At 66.8% G+C, this 17,059-nt stretch carries 9 protein-coding genes; 4 read left to right on the top strand and 5 right to left on the bottom strand.

The window, feature by feature from the left end:
- Window positions 1-115: 115 nt before the first annotated feature.
- From LC062_RS02795 to LC062_RS02780, 4 genes are all read right to left on the bottom strand, one after another.
- Entirely contained in the window at window positions 116-1,750 is a 1,635-nt protein-coding gene (locus LC062_RS02795; protein WP_224909487.1) for a fumarate hydratase, read from the bottom strand.
- A 124-nt stretch (window positions 1,751-1,874) separates the two neighbouring features.
- Window positions 1,875-2,438 (bottom strand): YceI family protein, encoded by a 564-nt coding sequence (locus LC062_RS02790; RefSeq protein ID WP_224909486.1) that lies wholly within the window; start codon window positions 2,436-2,438, stop codon window positions 1,875-1,877.
- Between the two features lie 37 nt (window positions 2,439-2,475).
- Window positions 2,476-3,075, bottom strand: coding sequence for a cytochrome b (locus LC062_RS02785; RefSeq protein WP_224909485.1), 600 nt, complete (start codon window positions 3,073-3,075; stop codon window positions 2,476-2,478).
- A gap of 98 nt (window positions 3,076-3,173) precedes the next feature.
- Entirely contained in the window at window positions 3,174-3,749 is a 576-nt protein-coding gene (locus LC062_RS02780; RefSeq protein WP_224909484.1) for a YceI family protein, read from the bottom strand.
- 291 nt (window positions 3,750-4,040) lie between these two features.
- Between LC062_RS02780 and LC062_RS02775 the strand changes: the two genes are divergently transcribed.
- Entirely contained in the window at window positions 4,041-4,733 is a 693-nt protein-coding gene (locus LC062_RS02775) for a glutathione S-transferase family protein (protein ID WP_224909483.1), read from the top strand.
- Window positions 4,734-4,799: 66 nt separating this feature from the next.
- Here the strand turns inward: LC062_RS02775 and LC062_RS02770 are convergent, their stop codons facing one another.
- Window positions 4,800-5,498, bottom strand: coding sequence for a glutathione binding-like protein (locus tag LC062_RS02770; protein WP_224909482.1), 699 nt, complete (start codon window positions 5,496-5,498; stop codon window positions 4,800-4,802).
- A 219-nt stretch (window positions 5,499-5,717) separates the two neighbouring features.
- Here LC062_RS02770 and LC062_RS02765 point away from each other — a divergent pair, with 219 nt between their 5' ends.
- From LC062_RS02765 to pbpC, 3 genes are all read left to right on the top strand, one after another.
- Window positions 5,718-9,128 (top strand): PAS domain S-box protein, encoded by a 3,411-nt coding sequence (locus tag LC062_RS02765; RefSeq protein WP_224909481.1) that lies wholly within the window; start codon window positions 5,718-5,720, stop codon window positions 9,126-9,128.
- Between the two features lie 197 nt (window positions 9,129-9,325).
- Window positions 9,326-14,830: an alpha-2-macroglobulin family protein gene (locus LC062_RS02760; RefSeq protein ID WP_224909480.1), complete on the top strand. Its 5,505-nt coding sequence runs from the start codon at window positions 9,326-9,328 to the stop codon at window positions 14,828-14,830.
- A gap of 25 nt (window positions 14,831-14,855) precedes the next feature.
- On the top strand, window positions 14,856-17,048 hold the full coding sequence (gene pbpC, locus LC062_RS02755; protein ID WP_224909479.1) for a penicillin-binding protein 1C: 2,193 nt from the start codon (window positions 14,856-14,858) through the stop codon (window positions 17,046-17,048).
- Window positions 17,049-17,059 lie beyond the last annotated feature (11 nt).

Genomic DNA, 17,059 nt, shown 5'->3' with positions numbered 1-17,059 from the left:
AAAGACCATGCGCAAACATAGTGTAGCCCGCCCTGTGGGCAGTGACGGGAATCACATCCGCGTGAGGTCTTGTCAGATGGCGAGGTGAGGCGGCGCCAGGCGCCGCCTCCGCAGATCATCCGAGGTTCAATTCCTTGAAGAAATCATTGCCCTTGTCGTCAATGACGATGAAGGCCGGGAAGTCTTCGACCTCGATGCGCCAAATGGCTTCCATGCCGAGTTCCTCGAACTCGACCACTTCGACCTTCTTGATACAGTCCTGGGCAAGGCGTGCGGCCGGGCCGCCGATCGAACCGAGGTAAAAGCCGCCATGGGCCTGACAGGCGCGCCGCACCTGGGCCGAACGGTTGCCCTTGGCCAGCATCACCATGGAGCCGCCTGCCGCCTGGAACTGGTCGACGAAGGCATCCATGCGCCCGGCCGTGGTCGGGCCGAAGGAACCGGAGGCATAGCCTTCCGGTGTCTTCGCCGGGCCGGCGTAATAGATCGGATGGTTCTTGAAGTAGTCGGGCAGCGGCTCGCCGGCTTCAAGCATGGCTCGCAGCTTGGCATGGGCAAGGTCGCGGGCGACGATCACCGGACCGGTGAGCGACAGCCGGGTCTTGATCGGATGCTTCGACAGCTCGGCGAGGATTTCCGGCATCGGCCGGGTCAGGTCGATGCGCACCACATGATCGGAAAGGTTCTCTTCGCCCACTTCCGGCATGTACTTGTGCGGCTCGCGCTCCAGCTCCTCCAGGAAGACGCCCTCGCGGGTGATCTTGCCGACGGCCTGACGGTCCGCGGAACAGGAGACGCCGATGCCGATCGGCAGCGACGCGCCGTGGCGCGGCAGCCGGATCACCCGCACGTCATGGCAGAAATACTTGCCGCCGAACTGGGCGCCGACACCGGTCGCCTGGGTCAGCTTGTGGATCTGCTCTTCCATCTCCGTATCGCGGAAGGCATTGCCCAGCTCGGAGCCTTCGGTCGGCAAGCCGTCGAGGTAGCGGGCGGAGGCGAGCTTCACCGTCTTCAGGTTGCTCTCGGCGCTGGTGCCGCCGATGACGATGGCCAGGTGATAGGGTGGGCAGGCGGCGGTGCCGAGGGTGAGGATCTTCTCCTTCAGGAACTCCACCAGCCGCTCCGGCGTCAGCAGCGCCGGGGTCCCCTGGAACAGGAAGGTCTTGTTGGCCGATCCGCCACCCTTGGCCATGAACAGGAACTTGTATTCGTCCTCGCCCTCCGCATAGAGGTCGACCTGGGCCGGCATGTTGTTGGAGGTGTTCTTCTCCTCGAACATGGACAGCGGAGCGAGCTGCGAGTAGCGCAGGTTCTTCTTGAAATAGGCGTCGCGCGCGCCTTCGCCGAGCTTGGCCTCGTCGCTGCCGTCGGTCCAGATCCGGCGACCCTTCTTGCCCATGATGATGGCGGTGCCGGTGTCCTGGCACATGGGCAGGACCCCATGAGCGGCGATATTGGCGTTCTTCAGAAGGTCGAAGGCGACGAACTTGTCGTTCTCCGTCGCCTCGGGGTCATCGAGGATCTTCCGCAATTGGGCCAGATGCCCCGGACGCAGGAAATGGTTGATGTCGGCGAAGGCTTTCTCGGCCAGGAGCCGCAGTGCCTCCGGCTCGACCATCAGCACCTCTTCACCGTTGAAGGTGGCGGTGGAGACGTGGTCGGACGTCAGCTTGCGATAAGGGGTGGTGTCCTTGGCAAGCGGGAACAGCGGCGAATGCCGGTAGTCGGGGGTCTGTGGCTCGGACATCGGATGACCTTGGCTTTTCGAAAAAGGAGGAATGGGGTCGCCGCCTTGTACGCCATCCAGCCACCGCCCGCCAAGAGAGCGGTGGGAGATTTTGCCGGCACAAGGCTGACCGCCCGCGCTCCGCTCAGCGGGTCGCGGTGATGTCGAGCCGGATGGTGACCTCATCGGCGACGGTTGCGGCCGGAATGTCCGCGCCGATGCCGAACAGCATGCGCATCACCGAGACCTCGGCCGTGGCATGCGCGGTGTCGCCGTCGATGGTCAGCGTGAAGGGCAGGGTCAGCGGCTGTTCATGGTCCTTGATCGTCAACCGTCCTGCGGCGGTGTAGCTGTCGCCGCCCGTTGCGGTGATGCTGTCGGACACGAACACCGCCTTGGGAAAGGCCGCCACATTGAACCAGGCTTCACTCGGCAGGGTCTGGTCGATCTGCATCTGCCCGGTGGTGGCCGAACCCGTTTCGATCTCCGCCCGGATTGCGGCATTGGCAAGATCGGCCGGATCAAGCCGGATCTCTGCCGACCAGGTGGCGAAACTGCCGTCCACCGGGCTTTCGCCCTGCTGGGCCGTAAAGCTCAGGGAACTTGCGGCAGGGTCGACGCTCCAGTCGGAGGCGGCGGCGGGCAGCGCGGCGAGGACGAGAGCCGTGCCGGCGACAAGAAGGCGTGTCAGGGCCGAAGGGGCGCGCATGGGGAACTCCGGAACAAGATTGAGAACAAGGGGCCGATCACTCCGCCGTCTCGGCGTCTTGCCGGGCCGGCCGGGTCGAGAGCATCCGGGTCAGCACGGTATCGCGGTCGTAGAAGTGATGCTTGAGCGCGGCGGCGACATGCACCACCAGCAGCAGAAGAAGGAACAGGCCGAGCGCCTCATGCACTTGCTTCAAGGTGGCTTCCGCCTGCGCCAGGGTGCCGAGCTCCGCGGGAACCGGCAGATGCGGCACCGGCAGGGTGTTGAACAGGACGGTGGGGATGCCCCAGGGCGAACTGGAGACCATCAGCCAGCCGGACAGCGGCAGGGCGAGCAGCACCGCATAGAGGCCGGCATGGCCAAGAGCGGCGGCAAGACGCAGCGGCACAGGCGTTCCTTCCGGCAGCTTCGGCGCCGGATTGACCGCCTTCCACACAAGGCGAAGACCTGCGAGCGCGAGCACGACGAAGCCGAAGGACTTGTGCCACTGATAGAGCGCGAAGGTCTGCGGGTCCGTTGGCTCCAGCCCCGACATGTACTTGCCCAGGACGAACAGGCCCGCGACGAGAACGGCCATGGTCCAGTGAAACGCGATGGCAACGGTTCCGTAGCCGGTCTGTGTGTTGCGCAGCTGCATCGAGCTCTCCTTTGCCCGGATCGGACCGGAGCGCGGCGACGGCGGGAAAGTCCCCGATCCGTCTGCCGCGCCCGCTCCGCCGAGATGTGTTCTCGTGCTTACTTCGCCTGCAAGGCTTCGGCGCTGAACGAAATCGTGATCTCGTCGCCGACATAGGGCAGGAACATGGTCATGCCATAGTCCGAGCGCTTGACCACCGCCGTCGCGTCGAGCCCCACCGCCGGCACCTTGGCCATCGGATGCTCACCGACGGTGTTGACGGTAACATCAAAGGTCACCGGCTTGGTGACGCCCTTGATGGTCATATCGCCGCTCACTTCCAGCGTGTTGTCGCCGGTCTTGCGCACCTCGGTGGAGGAGAAGCTGGCCTGCGGATGGGTTTCGACCCCGAAGAAGTCGGCGCTCTTCAGGTGGTTGTCGCGCTCTTCCCAGAACGTGTCCAGGGTGGCCACATCGACCTTCATGGCGATCTTCGAGTTTTCCGGGGCGTCGAGGTCGATGACCAGATCGCCGGTCCAGTCGCCGAAGCGGCCATCGGTGGTCGAGTAACCGAGGTGATTGTAGGAAAAGCTCAGGTTGGCATGGGACTTGTCGAAAGCATAGGCAACCGGCTCGGCGAGGGCCGGAGCGGCGACGAGAACGGTGGCAAGGGCCGCGGCGGCGGTGCGGATCATGGGGTATCTCCTCAGGTGAAACGTGCGATGGGCTGAAAACGCCGGTCCGGCGCTCGCCCGCTACAAATCGCCCCGGGAGGCGGCAGCATCAACTGCGTGGCTTTGAATTCACTGTTCGCGGTGGGTGAACAGTGCTGTGCCCCCTGCGCGTCATTCGTGCTCTTGCGCGTGCGCTTACGCTGAGGCAGGCTGCGGTCCCGGCCGCCCGGCCGCCCGGCCGCCCGGCCGCCCGGCCGCCCGGGGCCGGCGGACGGCAGAACGCGACGGCGACACACAATCGGGGAGTTCGGAATGATTGATCTGTACACCTGGTCCACGCCGAACGGGCGCAAGGTGTCCATCATGCTGGAAGAATGCGGGCTGGACTACACGGTCTACCCCGTGGACATTCGCAACCGCGAGCAGCACCGTCCCGCCTTCGTGCAGATCTCGCCCAACAGCAAGATCCCGGCGATTGTCGATCGCGAAGCGGGTGTCAGCCTGATGGAGTCCGGCGCGATCCTGCTTTACCTGGCGGAGAAGACCGGCAAGCTCTTGCCGCCGTCCGGTCCGGCGCGGCTGAGGGTGATCGAGTGGCTGATGTGGCAGATGGGCGGGCTCGGCCCGATGCTGGGGCAGGCGCATCACTTCCTGCATTTCAACCCGGGCAAGGCGGCTTACGCGGAAGAGCGCTACCACAGCGAGGCCGCGCGACTGTATCGGGTACTCGACGGTCAGTTGCGCGACCACGAATTCGTGGCGGGGGAGTATTCAGTCGCCGACGTGTCGATCTGGCCGTGGGTCAGCCGCTTCGAGTGGCAGCGGATCGATCTGGACGACTTTCCGAATGTGCGGCGCTGGTACGAGGCGCTGGCCGCCCGTCCGGCCGTGCAGAAGGGCTATGATGTACCGGAAAAGACCAATCCGGTGCCGATGCCTGGTGAGCGGGGCGGCCTGTCACGGGAAACCGAGCCGGAAAGTGGCCCGGAGATCGGTGCGGAATAGGCCGCACGAAACGCGCAATGCAACGTGTCGTCGTGCGGCCTGGCCTGGGGGGGCGCGTGTCGCGGATTATCCGGGCTGGGCCATGCCACGCACGGACGCCGGACGGGCCATGCAGGCACTCAGCCAGCGATTGATGTTCGGCAAGGCGTCGAGCCCGGTGATTTCGCCGGCCTCATAGGACTCGCGCAAGGTCTGTACCCAGGGGAAGATCGCGATATCGGCGATTGTATAGGCATCGCCCATGATATGCGCCCGGCCGTCAAGCCGCTGTTCGAGCACACCGAGCAGGCGCTTGGCCTCGCCGAGATATCGGTCGCGGGGATAGGGATCGGAGACCTTGTCGGCCGCGTATTTGTGGAAATGCCCGAGCTGGCCGAACATCGGGCCGAGCCCGCCCATCTGCCACATCAGCCATTGCAGGCATTCGTAGCGGGCATTGGGCGCCTCCGGCAGCAGCTTGCCGGTCTTCTCCGCCAGATAGATGAGGATCGCCCCGCTTTCGAACAGCGCCAGCGGCGTGCCTTCGGGGCCGTTCGGGTCGAGGATCGCCGGGATCTTGTTGTTCGGGTTGAGCGAAAGGAACTCGGCGGTGAACTGGTCGTTGGTCTCGAACGACACCTTGTGCGCCTCATAGGCCAGACCGAGCTCTTCGAGCGCCACCGACACCTTCCGGCCGTTCGGGGTGCCGAGCGTGTAGAGCTGGATCCGATCCGGATGGCGGGCGGGCCAGCGTTGGGTGATCGGGAACTGGGCAAGAGCGGTCATGGCGGCCTCGGTTGGGCTGATTGTTCGCATGGGGAACTGGCGACCCATCCGGCCGGCATGCGCCATGCGACAAGAGGAGGAAGGACGCAAGGACGAGGAGGTTCGCGCCTTGCGTGTCAGGAAGACGAAACTGCGATAAGCTGGGGGCACCCATGCCGTGTCAGTTTCATGGTTGGGATTGCAACCTAGTCGCTGCCGATCCGTTTTCAAGAGGGTTTCATGCAAGGTCGCGTTTCGGGAATGCTGCGGTCGTTGCTCGTTCCGATCGTCACGCTTCTTGCCCTTGATGTCGTCATCCTGTTCGTCGCGACGCGGCACGTCGGCGACGACCGGACAACTGAAGCGCTGCAGGTCCTTGCCGGTCAGCTGTCGTTGGTGGCGGAAAGTGGCACCTATCATCAGGTGCGTTCCACCGGGCCCAGCGCTGCCCCGGATCGCCCCGAGTTCCTGTTCGTGCCCCCCGGGGGCGCGCGCGATGGGATGCACGCAGGCTTGCCGGTCGGGGATGCGCTGCGGGAGGTCATTGACGGGGGCGCGCGCGATTTCCGGACCGCTGTGGACCTGAACGGCGAGACCGTGCTGTTCGCGGCGGTGCCGTTCGAGGCCGGTGCCACTTGCAGGGGGTGTCATGATCGCGCCGAGGCGGTGGGAGGCACACAGGCCGTTCCCGTTCTGTCGGCTGAGGGCGTCGCCGGTCTGATTGCGGCCCGGGCCCCGCTGTCGGGGTCATTGGGTAAACCGGAATTCGTCCTGGAGATCGGCGGCGTCCTTGTTTCGATGGTCCTTCTGTCGGCGCTCTTCCTGCTGTTCTGGGTGTACTATCGGCGCCAGCATGAGGCGCGCTTATCCCAGCATCTGGCAGAGAAAGAGGTGCATCGGCTTCAGGAAATGGCCGAGATGCATGACCGCGATGTTCGATTGCGTGCCATCGTCGACAACATGGGCGAGGCGCTTGTGACCATTTCCGAGATGGGGGTGGTGGAGAGCGTCAATCCGGCGGCCCGCGGCATGTTTGGCTATAGCGTGGAGGAAATTGTCGGCGAGCCCTTCGCGCGGCTGGTCCCTGGCGTGGGAGCGCGGGCCGGAGCGGCCGAGGTGCCCCGGTTACACGAATTTGCCGCCCGGAAGGAGCAGGTTCCGGTCGAGGTGCGCGGGGTGCGCAAGAATGGCGAGCGCTTTCCGATGGAGCTGATGCTCTCGGAGGCAGGCACGGGAGACCGCTGCCGTTTTGTCGCCATTGTACGCGATCTGTCCGCCAGCAAACTTGCAGAAACGAAGGTTCGCGAGGCGCAGACACGCCTGCGCGAGGCTATTGAGTTCCTGCCCGATGCCTTCGTTGTCTATGACGCGGAAGATCGGCTGCTGCTGTGCAATCAGCGGTTCAGGGACGTCTATGCCCGCAGTGCCCATGCGATCCGGCCCGGCGTCCGGTTCGAGGATATCGTAAAGGTTGGCGTGGAAGCGGGCCAATATGCCGACGCGGATCTCGATTCCAACCCGGAAAAATGGATCGCCGAACAGGTGCGCCTGCATCGGGAACCGCCGGCGGAGCCGATCGAACAGCGGCTGGGTGATGGACGCTGGCTGAGGGTGTATGAGCGCCAGACCCCGGATGGTCAGACGGTGGGCCTGCGTATTGACATCACCGAGCTGAAACGGCGGGAAGAGGCGCTGAGGCTGAGCGAAAGCCGGCTCGGCGCCGTTGTCATGGCAGCGCTCGACGCCATCATCGTGATCGATGAGTTCGGCCGGATCCGGGAGTTCAACCCGGCGGCGGAGCGGGTCTTCGGATATGCGAAAGACGAAGTCATGGGGCTTCGTGTCCGGGAGCTTATGGTGCCAGAACGGTTTCGCTCCGCCTTCGATACCAAGATGCGGGTCCTGCAAGACGCGGAACCGACGACGCTCATCGGCGACCGGGTCGAGGTCATCGCGCTGCGCAAGGACGGGTCGGAAATCCTGATGGAGGTGGCGTTCAACCACGTCACCGGCGCCAGCGGGCGGGTGATCATCGGCTTCATGCGCGATATCACCGAGGAGAGGGCCAAGACCCTGGCGCTCGACGAGGCGCGGCAGCGCGCCGAGGCGGCCAGCCAGGCGAAGGCCAACTTCCTGACCATGATGAGCCATGAGATCAGAACCCCGCTCAATGCGGTGCTTGGGCTGCTTGATCTCCTGCTGCACACACGGCTCAACGGTGAGCAGAAGAAATACATCGAAACGGCGCGGGAATCGGCGCTTGCCCTGTTGCAGATCCTCAATGACATTCTCGACTTTTCCCGCCTGGAGGCTCGACGCCTGGAGTTTGTCGATGCACCCTTCGACCCCCGTGCCCTGATTGGAAATGTTCGCGATCTGTTTTCAGCTCGGGTGGGAGAAAAGGGTCTGACCCTGGAGACCCAGGTCGATACCAAGGTGCCAACCGTTCTTGTGGGGGATGCGGGGCGTATTCGCCAGGTGCTGATCAATCTGGTTGCCAATGCGGTCCGGCACACGGCGCGGGGCAGGATCCGGATCGAGCTGGCGCTTGCCCCGATCCCGACGCTGGCAACAGAAACGGAGCATGTGGCCTTGCGGTTCTCCGTTGCCGATACAGGCGCGGGGATCGCTGAAAAGAACAGGAAAAACGTCTTCGCACGCTTTACCACCTTGCCGGCGCAAGGGGAGACGCGCAGCGAGGGAGTTGGTCTGGGTCTCGCCATCAGTCGGGAACTGGTCGAGGGGATGGGCGGGAGCATCGATTTTGCCTCGCGCAGCGGTGAAGGTACGCGCTTCTGGTTCGACCTGGGCCTTGCCCGTGGGACGGTCGATGTCTTGCCCCGGACCGAACAGAACGCGGATGCGGAAGGACCTTGCGAGCTGGACGGGGCGAGGATCCTGCTCGCGGAGGACAATGCCACCAACCGGATGATGACGGGTGCTTTCCTGCAACGCTGGGGCTGTCGGTTCGAGACCGCCACGAATGGGGCCGAGGTCCTGGAGATGCTGGCGCAGGCTCCCTATGACGCGGTGCTGATGGATGTTTCCATGCCGGTGGTGGACGGGATCGAGGCCACGAGGCGCCTGCGGGCCAGTGGCGCCGCCTTTGCCGATATTCCGGTGGTGGCCTTGACCGCTCATGCCCTGGTGGAGGAGCGCGACCGGGCAATGGCCGCCGGCATGAATGCCTTTGTGACCAAACCCGTCGATTCGGCCGTTCTCCGGCGCGCGCTGGGCGCGGTGCTGGCGGGGCGGGCCGTGGGCCGGGCGCCGGATAGCGCGCCGCCCGAGGCTTCGCCGCCCGTGTTGATCGACGCCGACCGGTTCGCCGAGCTGATTGCCGATCTGCCGGAAGAGGTGCGCGATGCGGTGGTGCATCGCTGCGTGCTCGATCTCGATGCGGAGGCGGAGGCGCTGGACAAGGGGCAACAGGATCTCGACCGTATTCGCGCTTCAAGTCATGTTCTGGTCTCGCTCGCCGCGACCTTTGGCGCGCTGTCGCTGGCGGAAATGGCCGAAGAGGTGGAGCGGCTGGCCCTCAGCGGCAGTGACGCAGCGCGTGCCCGTGCGCCGGAACTGGCGATCCGCGCCCGGGCCGTTGCCCGGGATCTGGAGCGCCGGCGGCGGGAACGGCTCATGGTGAGCGCCTGATCGCGGGAAAGGCCGTTCCGGTCTTGGACTTGTCACGATTGCGTGGTCCCCTTTGACGAACGCAGGGCGTGTCGGACGCGGTTGGAAACAGGGGGCAAGGCCTTTGCCCTCTTTCCTCCTGCCTCGGGGCAGGATATCGATTGGCGGTTGCGCGCAAAGCCGAACGCGCCGAAAAACGGGAACGGGAGATGAGAGCCATGGGCGCAGACAATCTGACGAAGGCGCATGCGCCGAAGGGGATTGGCCGGATCTCCCGGGTGCTGTTCGGTGCCGGGCTTTTGTCGCTCGCCGTTCTTCAGGGCGCTGGGCAGGCGGAGGAACGGCGCATCGTCACCATCGACAATGCGGATTACTTCGGCTCGGACCTGCGCACGCTGAAGGATGTCGATCTCGATGCCTGCAAGGCGGCCTGCGTTGCCGAGAAGAGCTGTCAGGCGCTGACCTACAACACCTCTGCCGGCTGGTGCTTCCTCAAGTCCAGCGTCGGCGAATTGCACGCCTTCAAGGGCGCGATTGCCGGGCGTATCGTGATGGTCAAGGCGATGGACGAGGCGACGGTGGATGCCCGCCGCGCCGATCTGTCCTTCCTGCCGGGCAACCTGATGGACGAGGCCGGCCGCTATGCGCGCCAGCTCCCGCGTGCCTTCACCCCGGCGAGCGATGGCACCTCCGCCTTCGGCCTTCTGGCGCAGGGGCAGTCGGAAGCCGCAGAGCGGGCCTTTGGCCGGTCGCTGGCGCTGGAGCCGACAAACTACGGCCTGTGGGCCGGCATGACCCGGTCGTTGTTGCGACAGAAGCCGGATGACTGGCGGCGGCGCAACAAGGTGATGCAGGATGGTGGCGCGGCGGCGGTCAACGCCTATCTTGCGGCGGCCACCGACATGGACCGGGTCGAGGCCTATGATCTTCTCGCCTCGGCGCTGGAACGGCGCCAGCTCTACAAGCCGGCGATCAAGGCCCTGCGTGCCGCGCTCGCTCTCGATGACCGCGCCGACCTGCGCTCCCGGTATGAGCAGCTCGTGGCGGAACATGGCTTCCGCATCCTCGATCATCAGGTCGATTCCGATGCGGTGAGCCCGCGCGTTTGCGTGGTCTTTTCCGAGGAGTTGCCGCGCACGCGCGACATGGGACCGTTCGTCAAGGCGACCGGGGAGGGGCCGTTCTCCGTTGAAAGCGATGGCGCCCAGGTCTGCGTCGACGGGGTGCGTCACGGTCAGCGTTACGGCATTCTCGTGCGCCAGGGGCTGCCCTCCGCCAGCGGCGAGGTGCTGGAGAAATCCGCCGACCTCTCCGTCTACGTGCGCGACCGCAGCCCGGCGGTGCGGTTTCTTGGCCGGGCCTATGTGCTGCCGGCGGGCGATGGGGCGACCATCCCGCTCGTGTCGGTCAACACCGGCGAGGTGGAAACGGAAATCTACCGGATCGGCGAGCGCGGCCTGGCCTCGGCGCTGCGCGACCGGCGCGTGCTGTCCCAACTCGACAGCTACAAGGCCGATCAGATCCGCGACGAATACGGCGAGCAGGTCTGGTCCGGCACCGTGGAGACGGCGCAGCGGCTCAATCAGGACGTGACGACGGCGGTCCCGCTGGAGGAAATTGGCCTCGACATGAAGCCCGGCATCTACGCCATGGTGGCACGAGCCGCCACCGACCAGGCGAACCGCTGGGGCCCCTGGGCGACCCAGTGGTTCATCGTCTCCGATCTCGGCCTCAGCGCCTATTCCGGCGGCGACGGCACCATGGTGTCGGTGCGCGCCCTGTCGAGTGCGCAGGCGGTCGCCGGGGCCACCGTGCGCCTCGTTGCGGTCAACAACGATGTGCTGGGCGAGGCGACCAGCGACGGCGAAGGCATTGCCCGCTTCCCGGCCGGCTTGTCGCGCGGCAAGGGTGGACGGGCGCCGGCGCTTGTCGCGGTGGAAACCAAGACGGGGGATTATGCGTTCCTCGATCTCACCAAACCGGCCTTCGATCTGAGCGATCGCGGCGTGGAAGGACGGGCCTCGCCCGGTCCTGTCGATGTCTTCGCCTGGACCGATCGCGGTGTCTATCGCCCCGGCGAAAGCGTGCATGTGGGTGCGATGGCCCGGGATCCGGGGGCGCGAGCGCGGGCCGATCTGCCGCTGACGCTCGTCTTTGCCCGGCCCGATGGCGTCGAGCACAGCCGCGCGGTCACCGAGGATGCGGGCGCAGGCGGCCGGGCCTATTCTCTGGCCCTGCCGGCCAGCGCGCAGCAGGGCACCTGGACCTTGCGCGTCTATGCCGATCCGAAGGCACCGGCCCTTTCGGAAACCTCTTTCCTGGTGGAGGACTTCCAGCCGGAGCGCGTCGATTTCACGCTGGAAGCGGATGCGAAAGCGATTGATCCGCTCGATCCGCCGGAAGTCTCCTTCACCGCCAAGTTTCTCTATGGCACCCCGGCCTCCGGCCAGCGGATCGAAGGGGAGGTGATTGTCTCGCCGACGCGGGAGAATGCAGCATGGCCGGGCTATGTCTTTGGCCTGGCCGACGAGCAGATCTTCCCCAACCAGGCGATCCTTTCCGATGCCGGCGTGACCGATGAGGCGGGCCGGGGCAGCTTCGTTCCGCCGCTGCCGGATCTGGAGCCGACCACGGCCGGATACACCGCCCGCATCGTCACCCGCCTTGTCGAGGCCGGTGGCCGCTACGTGGAGCGCGGGCTGGAGTTGCCGCTTCTGCCCGATGGCGCGCGGATCGGCGTCAAGCCGGCCTTCGATGGCGGTGTCGAGGAAGGCGGCCCGGCGGAATTCGACGTCATCGCCATCGACCGCGAGGGCGCGCGGGTGGCCATGAGCGAGGTCACCTGGACGCTGGCCAAGCTGGACACCCGCTATCAGTGGTACCGCTCGGATGGGCGCTGGTCCTACGAGCCGGTGACCACCTCGCGCCGGGTTGCCAGCGGCACGCTGGACATTGGCGCCGATGGGCCGCAGCGGGTGTCGCTGCCGGTGGACTGGGGGCGCTATCGTCTGGAGGTGGTGCGCGATGGCACCGAGCCGGCGGCAACCAGCACCGAGTTCAACGCCGGCTGGTATGTGTCCTCCGCCTCGTCGGAAACCCCGGATGTGCTGGACGTCGGTCTCGACAAGCCGGCCTATCGGGTGGGTGAGACCGCACGGCTGCGGATGAAACCGCGCTTCGATGGCGTCGCCCTTGTCCATGTGGTCAACGAGAAGCTGATCGAAACGCGGGCGCTGCCGGTCAAGGCCGGTGAGGCCGACGTGGAGCTGACCGTGACCGATGACTGGGGCGTTGGCGCCTATGTCACCGCGACCTTGTTGCGACCGATGGACATTGCCGCCAAGCGGATGCCGGCGCGGGCCCTTGGCCTGCAGTGGCTGAAGGTCGATCCGGGCGCGCGGGTGCACACCGTCTCGCTGGAGGCGCCGGAGCAGATGCTGCCGCGCACCACCCTTGATGTGGATGTCCGGATCGCCGGGCAGGGCGCGGGCGAGACCGCCTATCTGACCCTTGCCGCCGTCGATGTCGGCATTCTCAACCTGACCCGCTTCGAAACGCCGGACCCGGATGGCTGGTATTTCGGCCAGCGGCGTCTGGCGACGGAAATTCGCGACTACTACGGCCAGTTGATCGACCGCACCGCCGGCGAGCTCGGCCGGGTGCGCTCGGGCGGCGATGGCATGGGGCTTTCCCTTGCCGCACCGCCGCCGCAGGAAGCGCCGGTGGCGCTGTTCTCCGGTGTCGTCGAGACGGATGCGGAGGGACGGGCGACCGTGTCCTTCGACGTGCCTGACTTCAACGGCACGCTACGGCTGATGGCGGTGGCCTGGAGCGCCGGCGGCGTTGGCCACAGCGAACGGGATGTCACCGTGCGCGATCCGGTGGTGATGACCGCGACCCTGCCGCGCTTCCTCGCACCGGGAGATGCTTCGCGCCTTCTCGTCGAGATCGACAATGTGGATGGCGGCGCGGGTGATTACCGCATCCATGTCGATGTGGACGGGCCGGTGTCGGTGGACCTGCCGGACAGCGGGCGCGGCCTGACGCTGGCCAAGGGCGAGCGGCAATCGCTGCGCCTGCCGCTGCGCGCCGGGGGGACCCCGGGCGATGCCTCGCTCCACCTGACGATCAGCGGACCGGGGGGCGAAATAGCAGAAAAGCGCCTGGCGCTCGGCGTCCGGGACAACACGCCGCTGGTGACCCGCCGCTCCTTCGTCACGCTGGCCCCGGGCGGGGCGCTGACGCTCGATGGCGGCAGCCTGTCCGGGCTGAAGCCGGAAACCGCATCGCTGACGCTGGCGGCTGGGGGAGCTGCGCGGATCGACATCCCCGGCCTTCTCGCCGCGCTCGATCGCTACCCCTACGGCTGCACCGAGCAGACCACCAGCCGGGCCTTGCCGCTGCTCTATCTCAACGAGATGGCCAGCGCTGCCGGTCTGAAGAGCGACGACGAGATCGCCGCCCGTGTCGACAAGGCGATTGCCGCCGTGCTCGCCAATCAGAGCTCCAACGGCGCCTTCGGCCTGTGGTCGAGCTATGGGTCGCAGGATCCTTGGCTCGACGCTTATGTGACCGACTTCCTGATCCGTGCCGGCGAGACGGGACACATCGTCCCGGCGCAGGCCCTGAGCGGCGCGCTCGACAATCTGGAGAACCGGGTCGCCTATGCCTCCGACTTCCGCGATGGCGGTGAGGGCATTGCCTATGCGCTGAATGTGCTGGCCCGGGCCGGCCGTGCCTCGGTCGGGGACCTGCGCTACTACGCCGATGTGAAGCTGAACGACTTCGGTTCGGCGCTGGCGCGGGCCCAGTTGGGCGGTGCTCTTGCTGGCTATGGCGAGAAGCAGCGCGCGCGGCAGGCGTTCCAGTCGGCGCTGGCGTCGATCCCCGCCGGGGATGGCACCGGCTATCGTGAGGACTATGGCACCGCCTTGCGCGATGCCGCCGGTGTCCTGACCTACGTGACCAAGGCCGGGCTCGATGGTGTCGATGCCGCCGGGCTGACCCGTCAGGTGGCGGACCGGCAGGACCGGACCAGCGCCTTGTCGACCCAGGACATGGCCTGGTTGCTCTTGGCCGGCCATGAGCTGCAGGTGAACGCGGAGGCCGACCGTTTCGCGATCAACGGCGATGCGCTCGCCGGGCGGCTGGTGCGCAAGGTCGGCGGCAACGCCCTGATGCGTGAGAACCTGCGGGTGGAAAATCGCGGCGATACCGGCAGCGACGTGGTCGTGACGGTGAGCGGTCAGCCGGTCGTGCCGGAACCTGCCGGCGGGCGCGGCTACACGATCACCCGGCAGTTGTTCGACCTCGACGGCAAGCCGCTGGAAGGCGGCGTGGTGGCGCAAAACACCCGCGTTGCCGTGGTGTTGACGGTGACCGCCGACCGCCCGGGCAAGGGCCGGATGCTGGTGGTCGACCGGCTTCCCGCCGGCCTGACCATCGACAACCCGCGTCTGGTCCGCTCCGGCGATATCGGGGCGCTCGACTGGCTGTCGACCATCGATTCCGCCGATCATGTGGAGTTCCGTGACGATCGCTTCGTGGTCGCCCTCGACCAGAGCGGTCAGAACACGGACAGCTACACCTTCGCCTATCTGGCGCGGGCTTCGATCCCCGGTGAGTTTGCCCATCCGCCGGCAACGGTGGAGGACATGTATCGCCCGGATCTGGCAGCGACCACCGCGACCGGGCGGTTTGAGGTGCTTGGGCCGCAGCGCTGACAAGGGTGAGCCGACGGAGAGCAGGATGACCCGCAGTGGTGCGTCTGGGGGCGCGACGGGGGGAACGGGTGGCGATCTGCCGGCCCGCTCCCCGAACGGCCCCGTGCGCCGGCGGCGAGCTTTGCGTCTTGCCACTTTTGTCCTGGGCGGCGGCCTGCTGGCCGCGGGTGTTGCAGCAGGCGCGCTTGCCTATGCGGTCCATGTGGCCGAGGTGCCGGGCAGTGTGCGCCCGGTCGCCGTGTCGCGCTCGGTGCTGGACCGAGAGGGGGTGCTTCTGCGCGCCTTCCAGACCCCGGATGATCGCTGGCGCCTGCCGCTCGAACCGGATGAGGTCGATCCGCTGTTCCTGCGCATGCTCCTCGCCTATGAGGATCGCCGCTTCGAAGAGCACGCGGGCGTCGATCCGCGCGCGCTCATTCGTGCGGCCGGGCAGGCGGTCTGGCAGGGGCGGATCGTCTCCGGCGCCTCGACCCTGACCATGCAGACCGCGCGGCTGCTTGCGGAAACGCCGACCCGGTCGCTCATCGCCAAATGGCGGCAGGTGGCGAGTGCGCTGGCGCTGGAACGGCGGTTCAGCAAACACGAAATCCTGACCCTCTATCTGCTGCGCGCGCCCTATGGCGGCAACATCGAGGGGCTGCGCGCCGCCAGCCTGACCTGGTTCGGCAAGGAGCCAAAGAGGCTGACGCCGGCGGAAAGCGCGCTCTTGGTGGCGCTGCCGCAGGCGCCGGAGGCGCGCCGGCCCGACCGGCACCCGAAGGCCGCGCGGCAAGCCCGTGACCGGGTGCTGGAGGCGATGGTGTCCGCTGGGGTTCTGGCGCCCGATGAGGCGGCCGCCGCCCGGCGCGATCCGGTGCCGCGCCAGCGCCGTGCCGTGCCGATGCTGGCTGCCCATTCGGCGCGCGATGCGTTGGTGGCCGCCCCCGGTGCCGAAACGGTGCGTCTGACCATCGACAGCCGGGTGCAGGCACGTCTGGAGGCGCTGGCCGAAGAGCGCGCGCGCCGGCTGGGCGGTAAGGTGTCGCTGGCGATTCTGGTGGCCGACCATGGCAGCGGTGAGGTGCTGGCGCGGGTCGGCTCGCCCGGGCTGTTGTCCGAGGCGCGGCTCGGTCATGTTGACATGACCCGGGCGCTGCGCTCGCCCGGCTCCACCCTCAAGCCGCTGATTTACGGGTTGGCGTTCGAGGAGGGGATCGCCCACCCGGGCAGTCTGATCGAGGACCGGCCAACCTTGCTGGCCGGCTACAGCCCGACCAATTTCGACCGGGCGTTCCAGGGCACGGTCCGAGTGCGCGAGGCGCTCCAGGCTTCGCTCAACGTGCCGGCGGTCAAGCTGCTCGATGCCGTCGGCGTTTCCCGTTTTGTCCAGCGGCTGGCCGCCTCCGGCGCCCATCCGCAATACTCGACGCGGGAAGCTCCGGGGCTGGCCGTCGCGCTCGGCGGCTTCGGCATGACGCTAGAGGATCTGGTTGCGCTCTATGCCGGCTTTGCCCGAGGTGGAAAGGCGGTTGTCCTGCGCGAACGCAGTGATCCGCCGCCGGCGGTGGGAGAGGCAAGAGCCACCGGATCCGGGCGTATTCTCGCCCCGGCTGCTGCCTGGTATGTGGGCGATATCCTGTCGGAGGTGCCGCCGCCGGATGCCGCGCGCGGCGAAGGCGTCGCCTACAAGACCGGCACCTCTTACGGCTATCGGGATGCCTGGGCCGTGGGCTATGACGGCCGGCACGTGATCGGCGTCTGGGTTGGTCGCGCTGATGGTACGCCGGTACCCGGCATCACCGGTTTCCGCACGGCCGCGCCGGTGCTGTTCGAGGCGTTCCAGCGGGTTGCGCCGGCGCGCACGCGCCTGCCGGCCCCACCGCCGGGCGTGCAGGCGGAAACCTCTGAGCACGCCCCCGGCGCCCTGCGCTATGCCCGCACCTCGGACCGCCGTGCGCTGCTTTCAGAGGAAAACGGCCCGGACATCTTCTATCCGCCAGATGGCGCGGTGGTTGATCTGGGGCTTTCGGAGCCTGATGCGACGGGCGGTGAGGCGGTGCTGGTGGTCAAGGCGCGGCGCGGGCGCGGGCCGTTCACCTGGATGGCCAATGGCGTTCCGGTCGCGCGCGGCCCCTTCGCCACCTCGCTGACCTTCCGCCCCGATGGCCCCGGTGCCTCGACCATCACCGTGATCGATGCCGATGGCCATGCCGATCAGGTGGTGGTCGATATCCGCTGACGGCCAATGGT

This window comes from Stappia indica (genome assembly GCF_020177335.1).
Taxonomy (GTDB): Bacteria; Pseudomonadota; Alphaproteobacteria; order Rhizobiales; family Stappiaceae; genus Stappia; species Stappia indica_B.
The sequence above is the reverse complement of the archived record's forward strand: the minus strand, read 5'-3'. Positions and strand labels throughout refer to the sequence as shown.

Coding starts and splice junctions, on each gene's coding strand:
- LC062_RS02795 (WP_224909487.1), bottom strand. CDS start 1,750: ATGTCCGAGCCACAGACCCCCGACTACCGGCATTCGCCGCTGTTCCCG.
- LC062_RS02790 (WP_224909486.1), bottom strand. CDS start 2,438: ATGCGCGCCCCTTCGGCCCTGACACGCCTTCTTGTCGCCGGCACGGCT.
- LC062_RS02785 (WP_224909485.1), bottom strand. CDS start 3,075: ATGCAGCTGCGCAACACACAGACCGGCTACGGAACCGTTGCCATCGCG.
- LC062_RS02780 (WP_224909484.1), bottom strand. CDS start 3,749: ATGATCCGCACCGCCGCCGCGGCCCTTGCCACCGTTCTCGTCGCCGCT.
- LC062_RS02775 (WP_224909483.1), top strand. CDS start 4,041: ATGATTGATCTGTACACCTGGTCCACGCCGAACGGGCGCAAGGTGTCC.
- LC062_RS02770 (WP_224909482.1), bottom strand. CDS start 5,498: ATGACCGCTCTTGCCCAGTTCCCGATCACCCAACGCTGGCCCGCCCGC.
- LC062_RS02765 (WP_224909481.1), top strand. CDS start 5,718: ATGCAAGGTCGCGTTTCGGGAATGCTGCGGTCGTTGCTCGTTCCGATC.
- LC062_RS02760 (WP_224909480.1), top strand. CDS start 9,326: ATGGGCGCAGACAATCTGACGAAGGCGCATGCGCCGAAGGGGATTGGC.
- pbpC (WP_224909479.1), top strand. CDS start 14,856: ATGACCCGCAGTGGTGCGTCTGGGGGCGCGACGGGGGGAACGGGTGGC.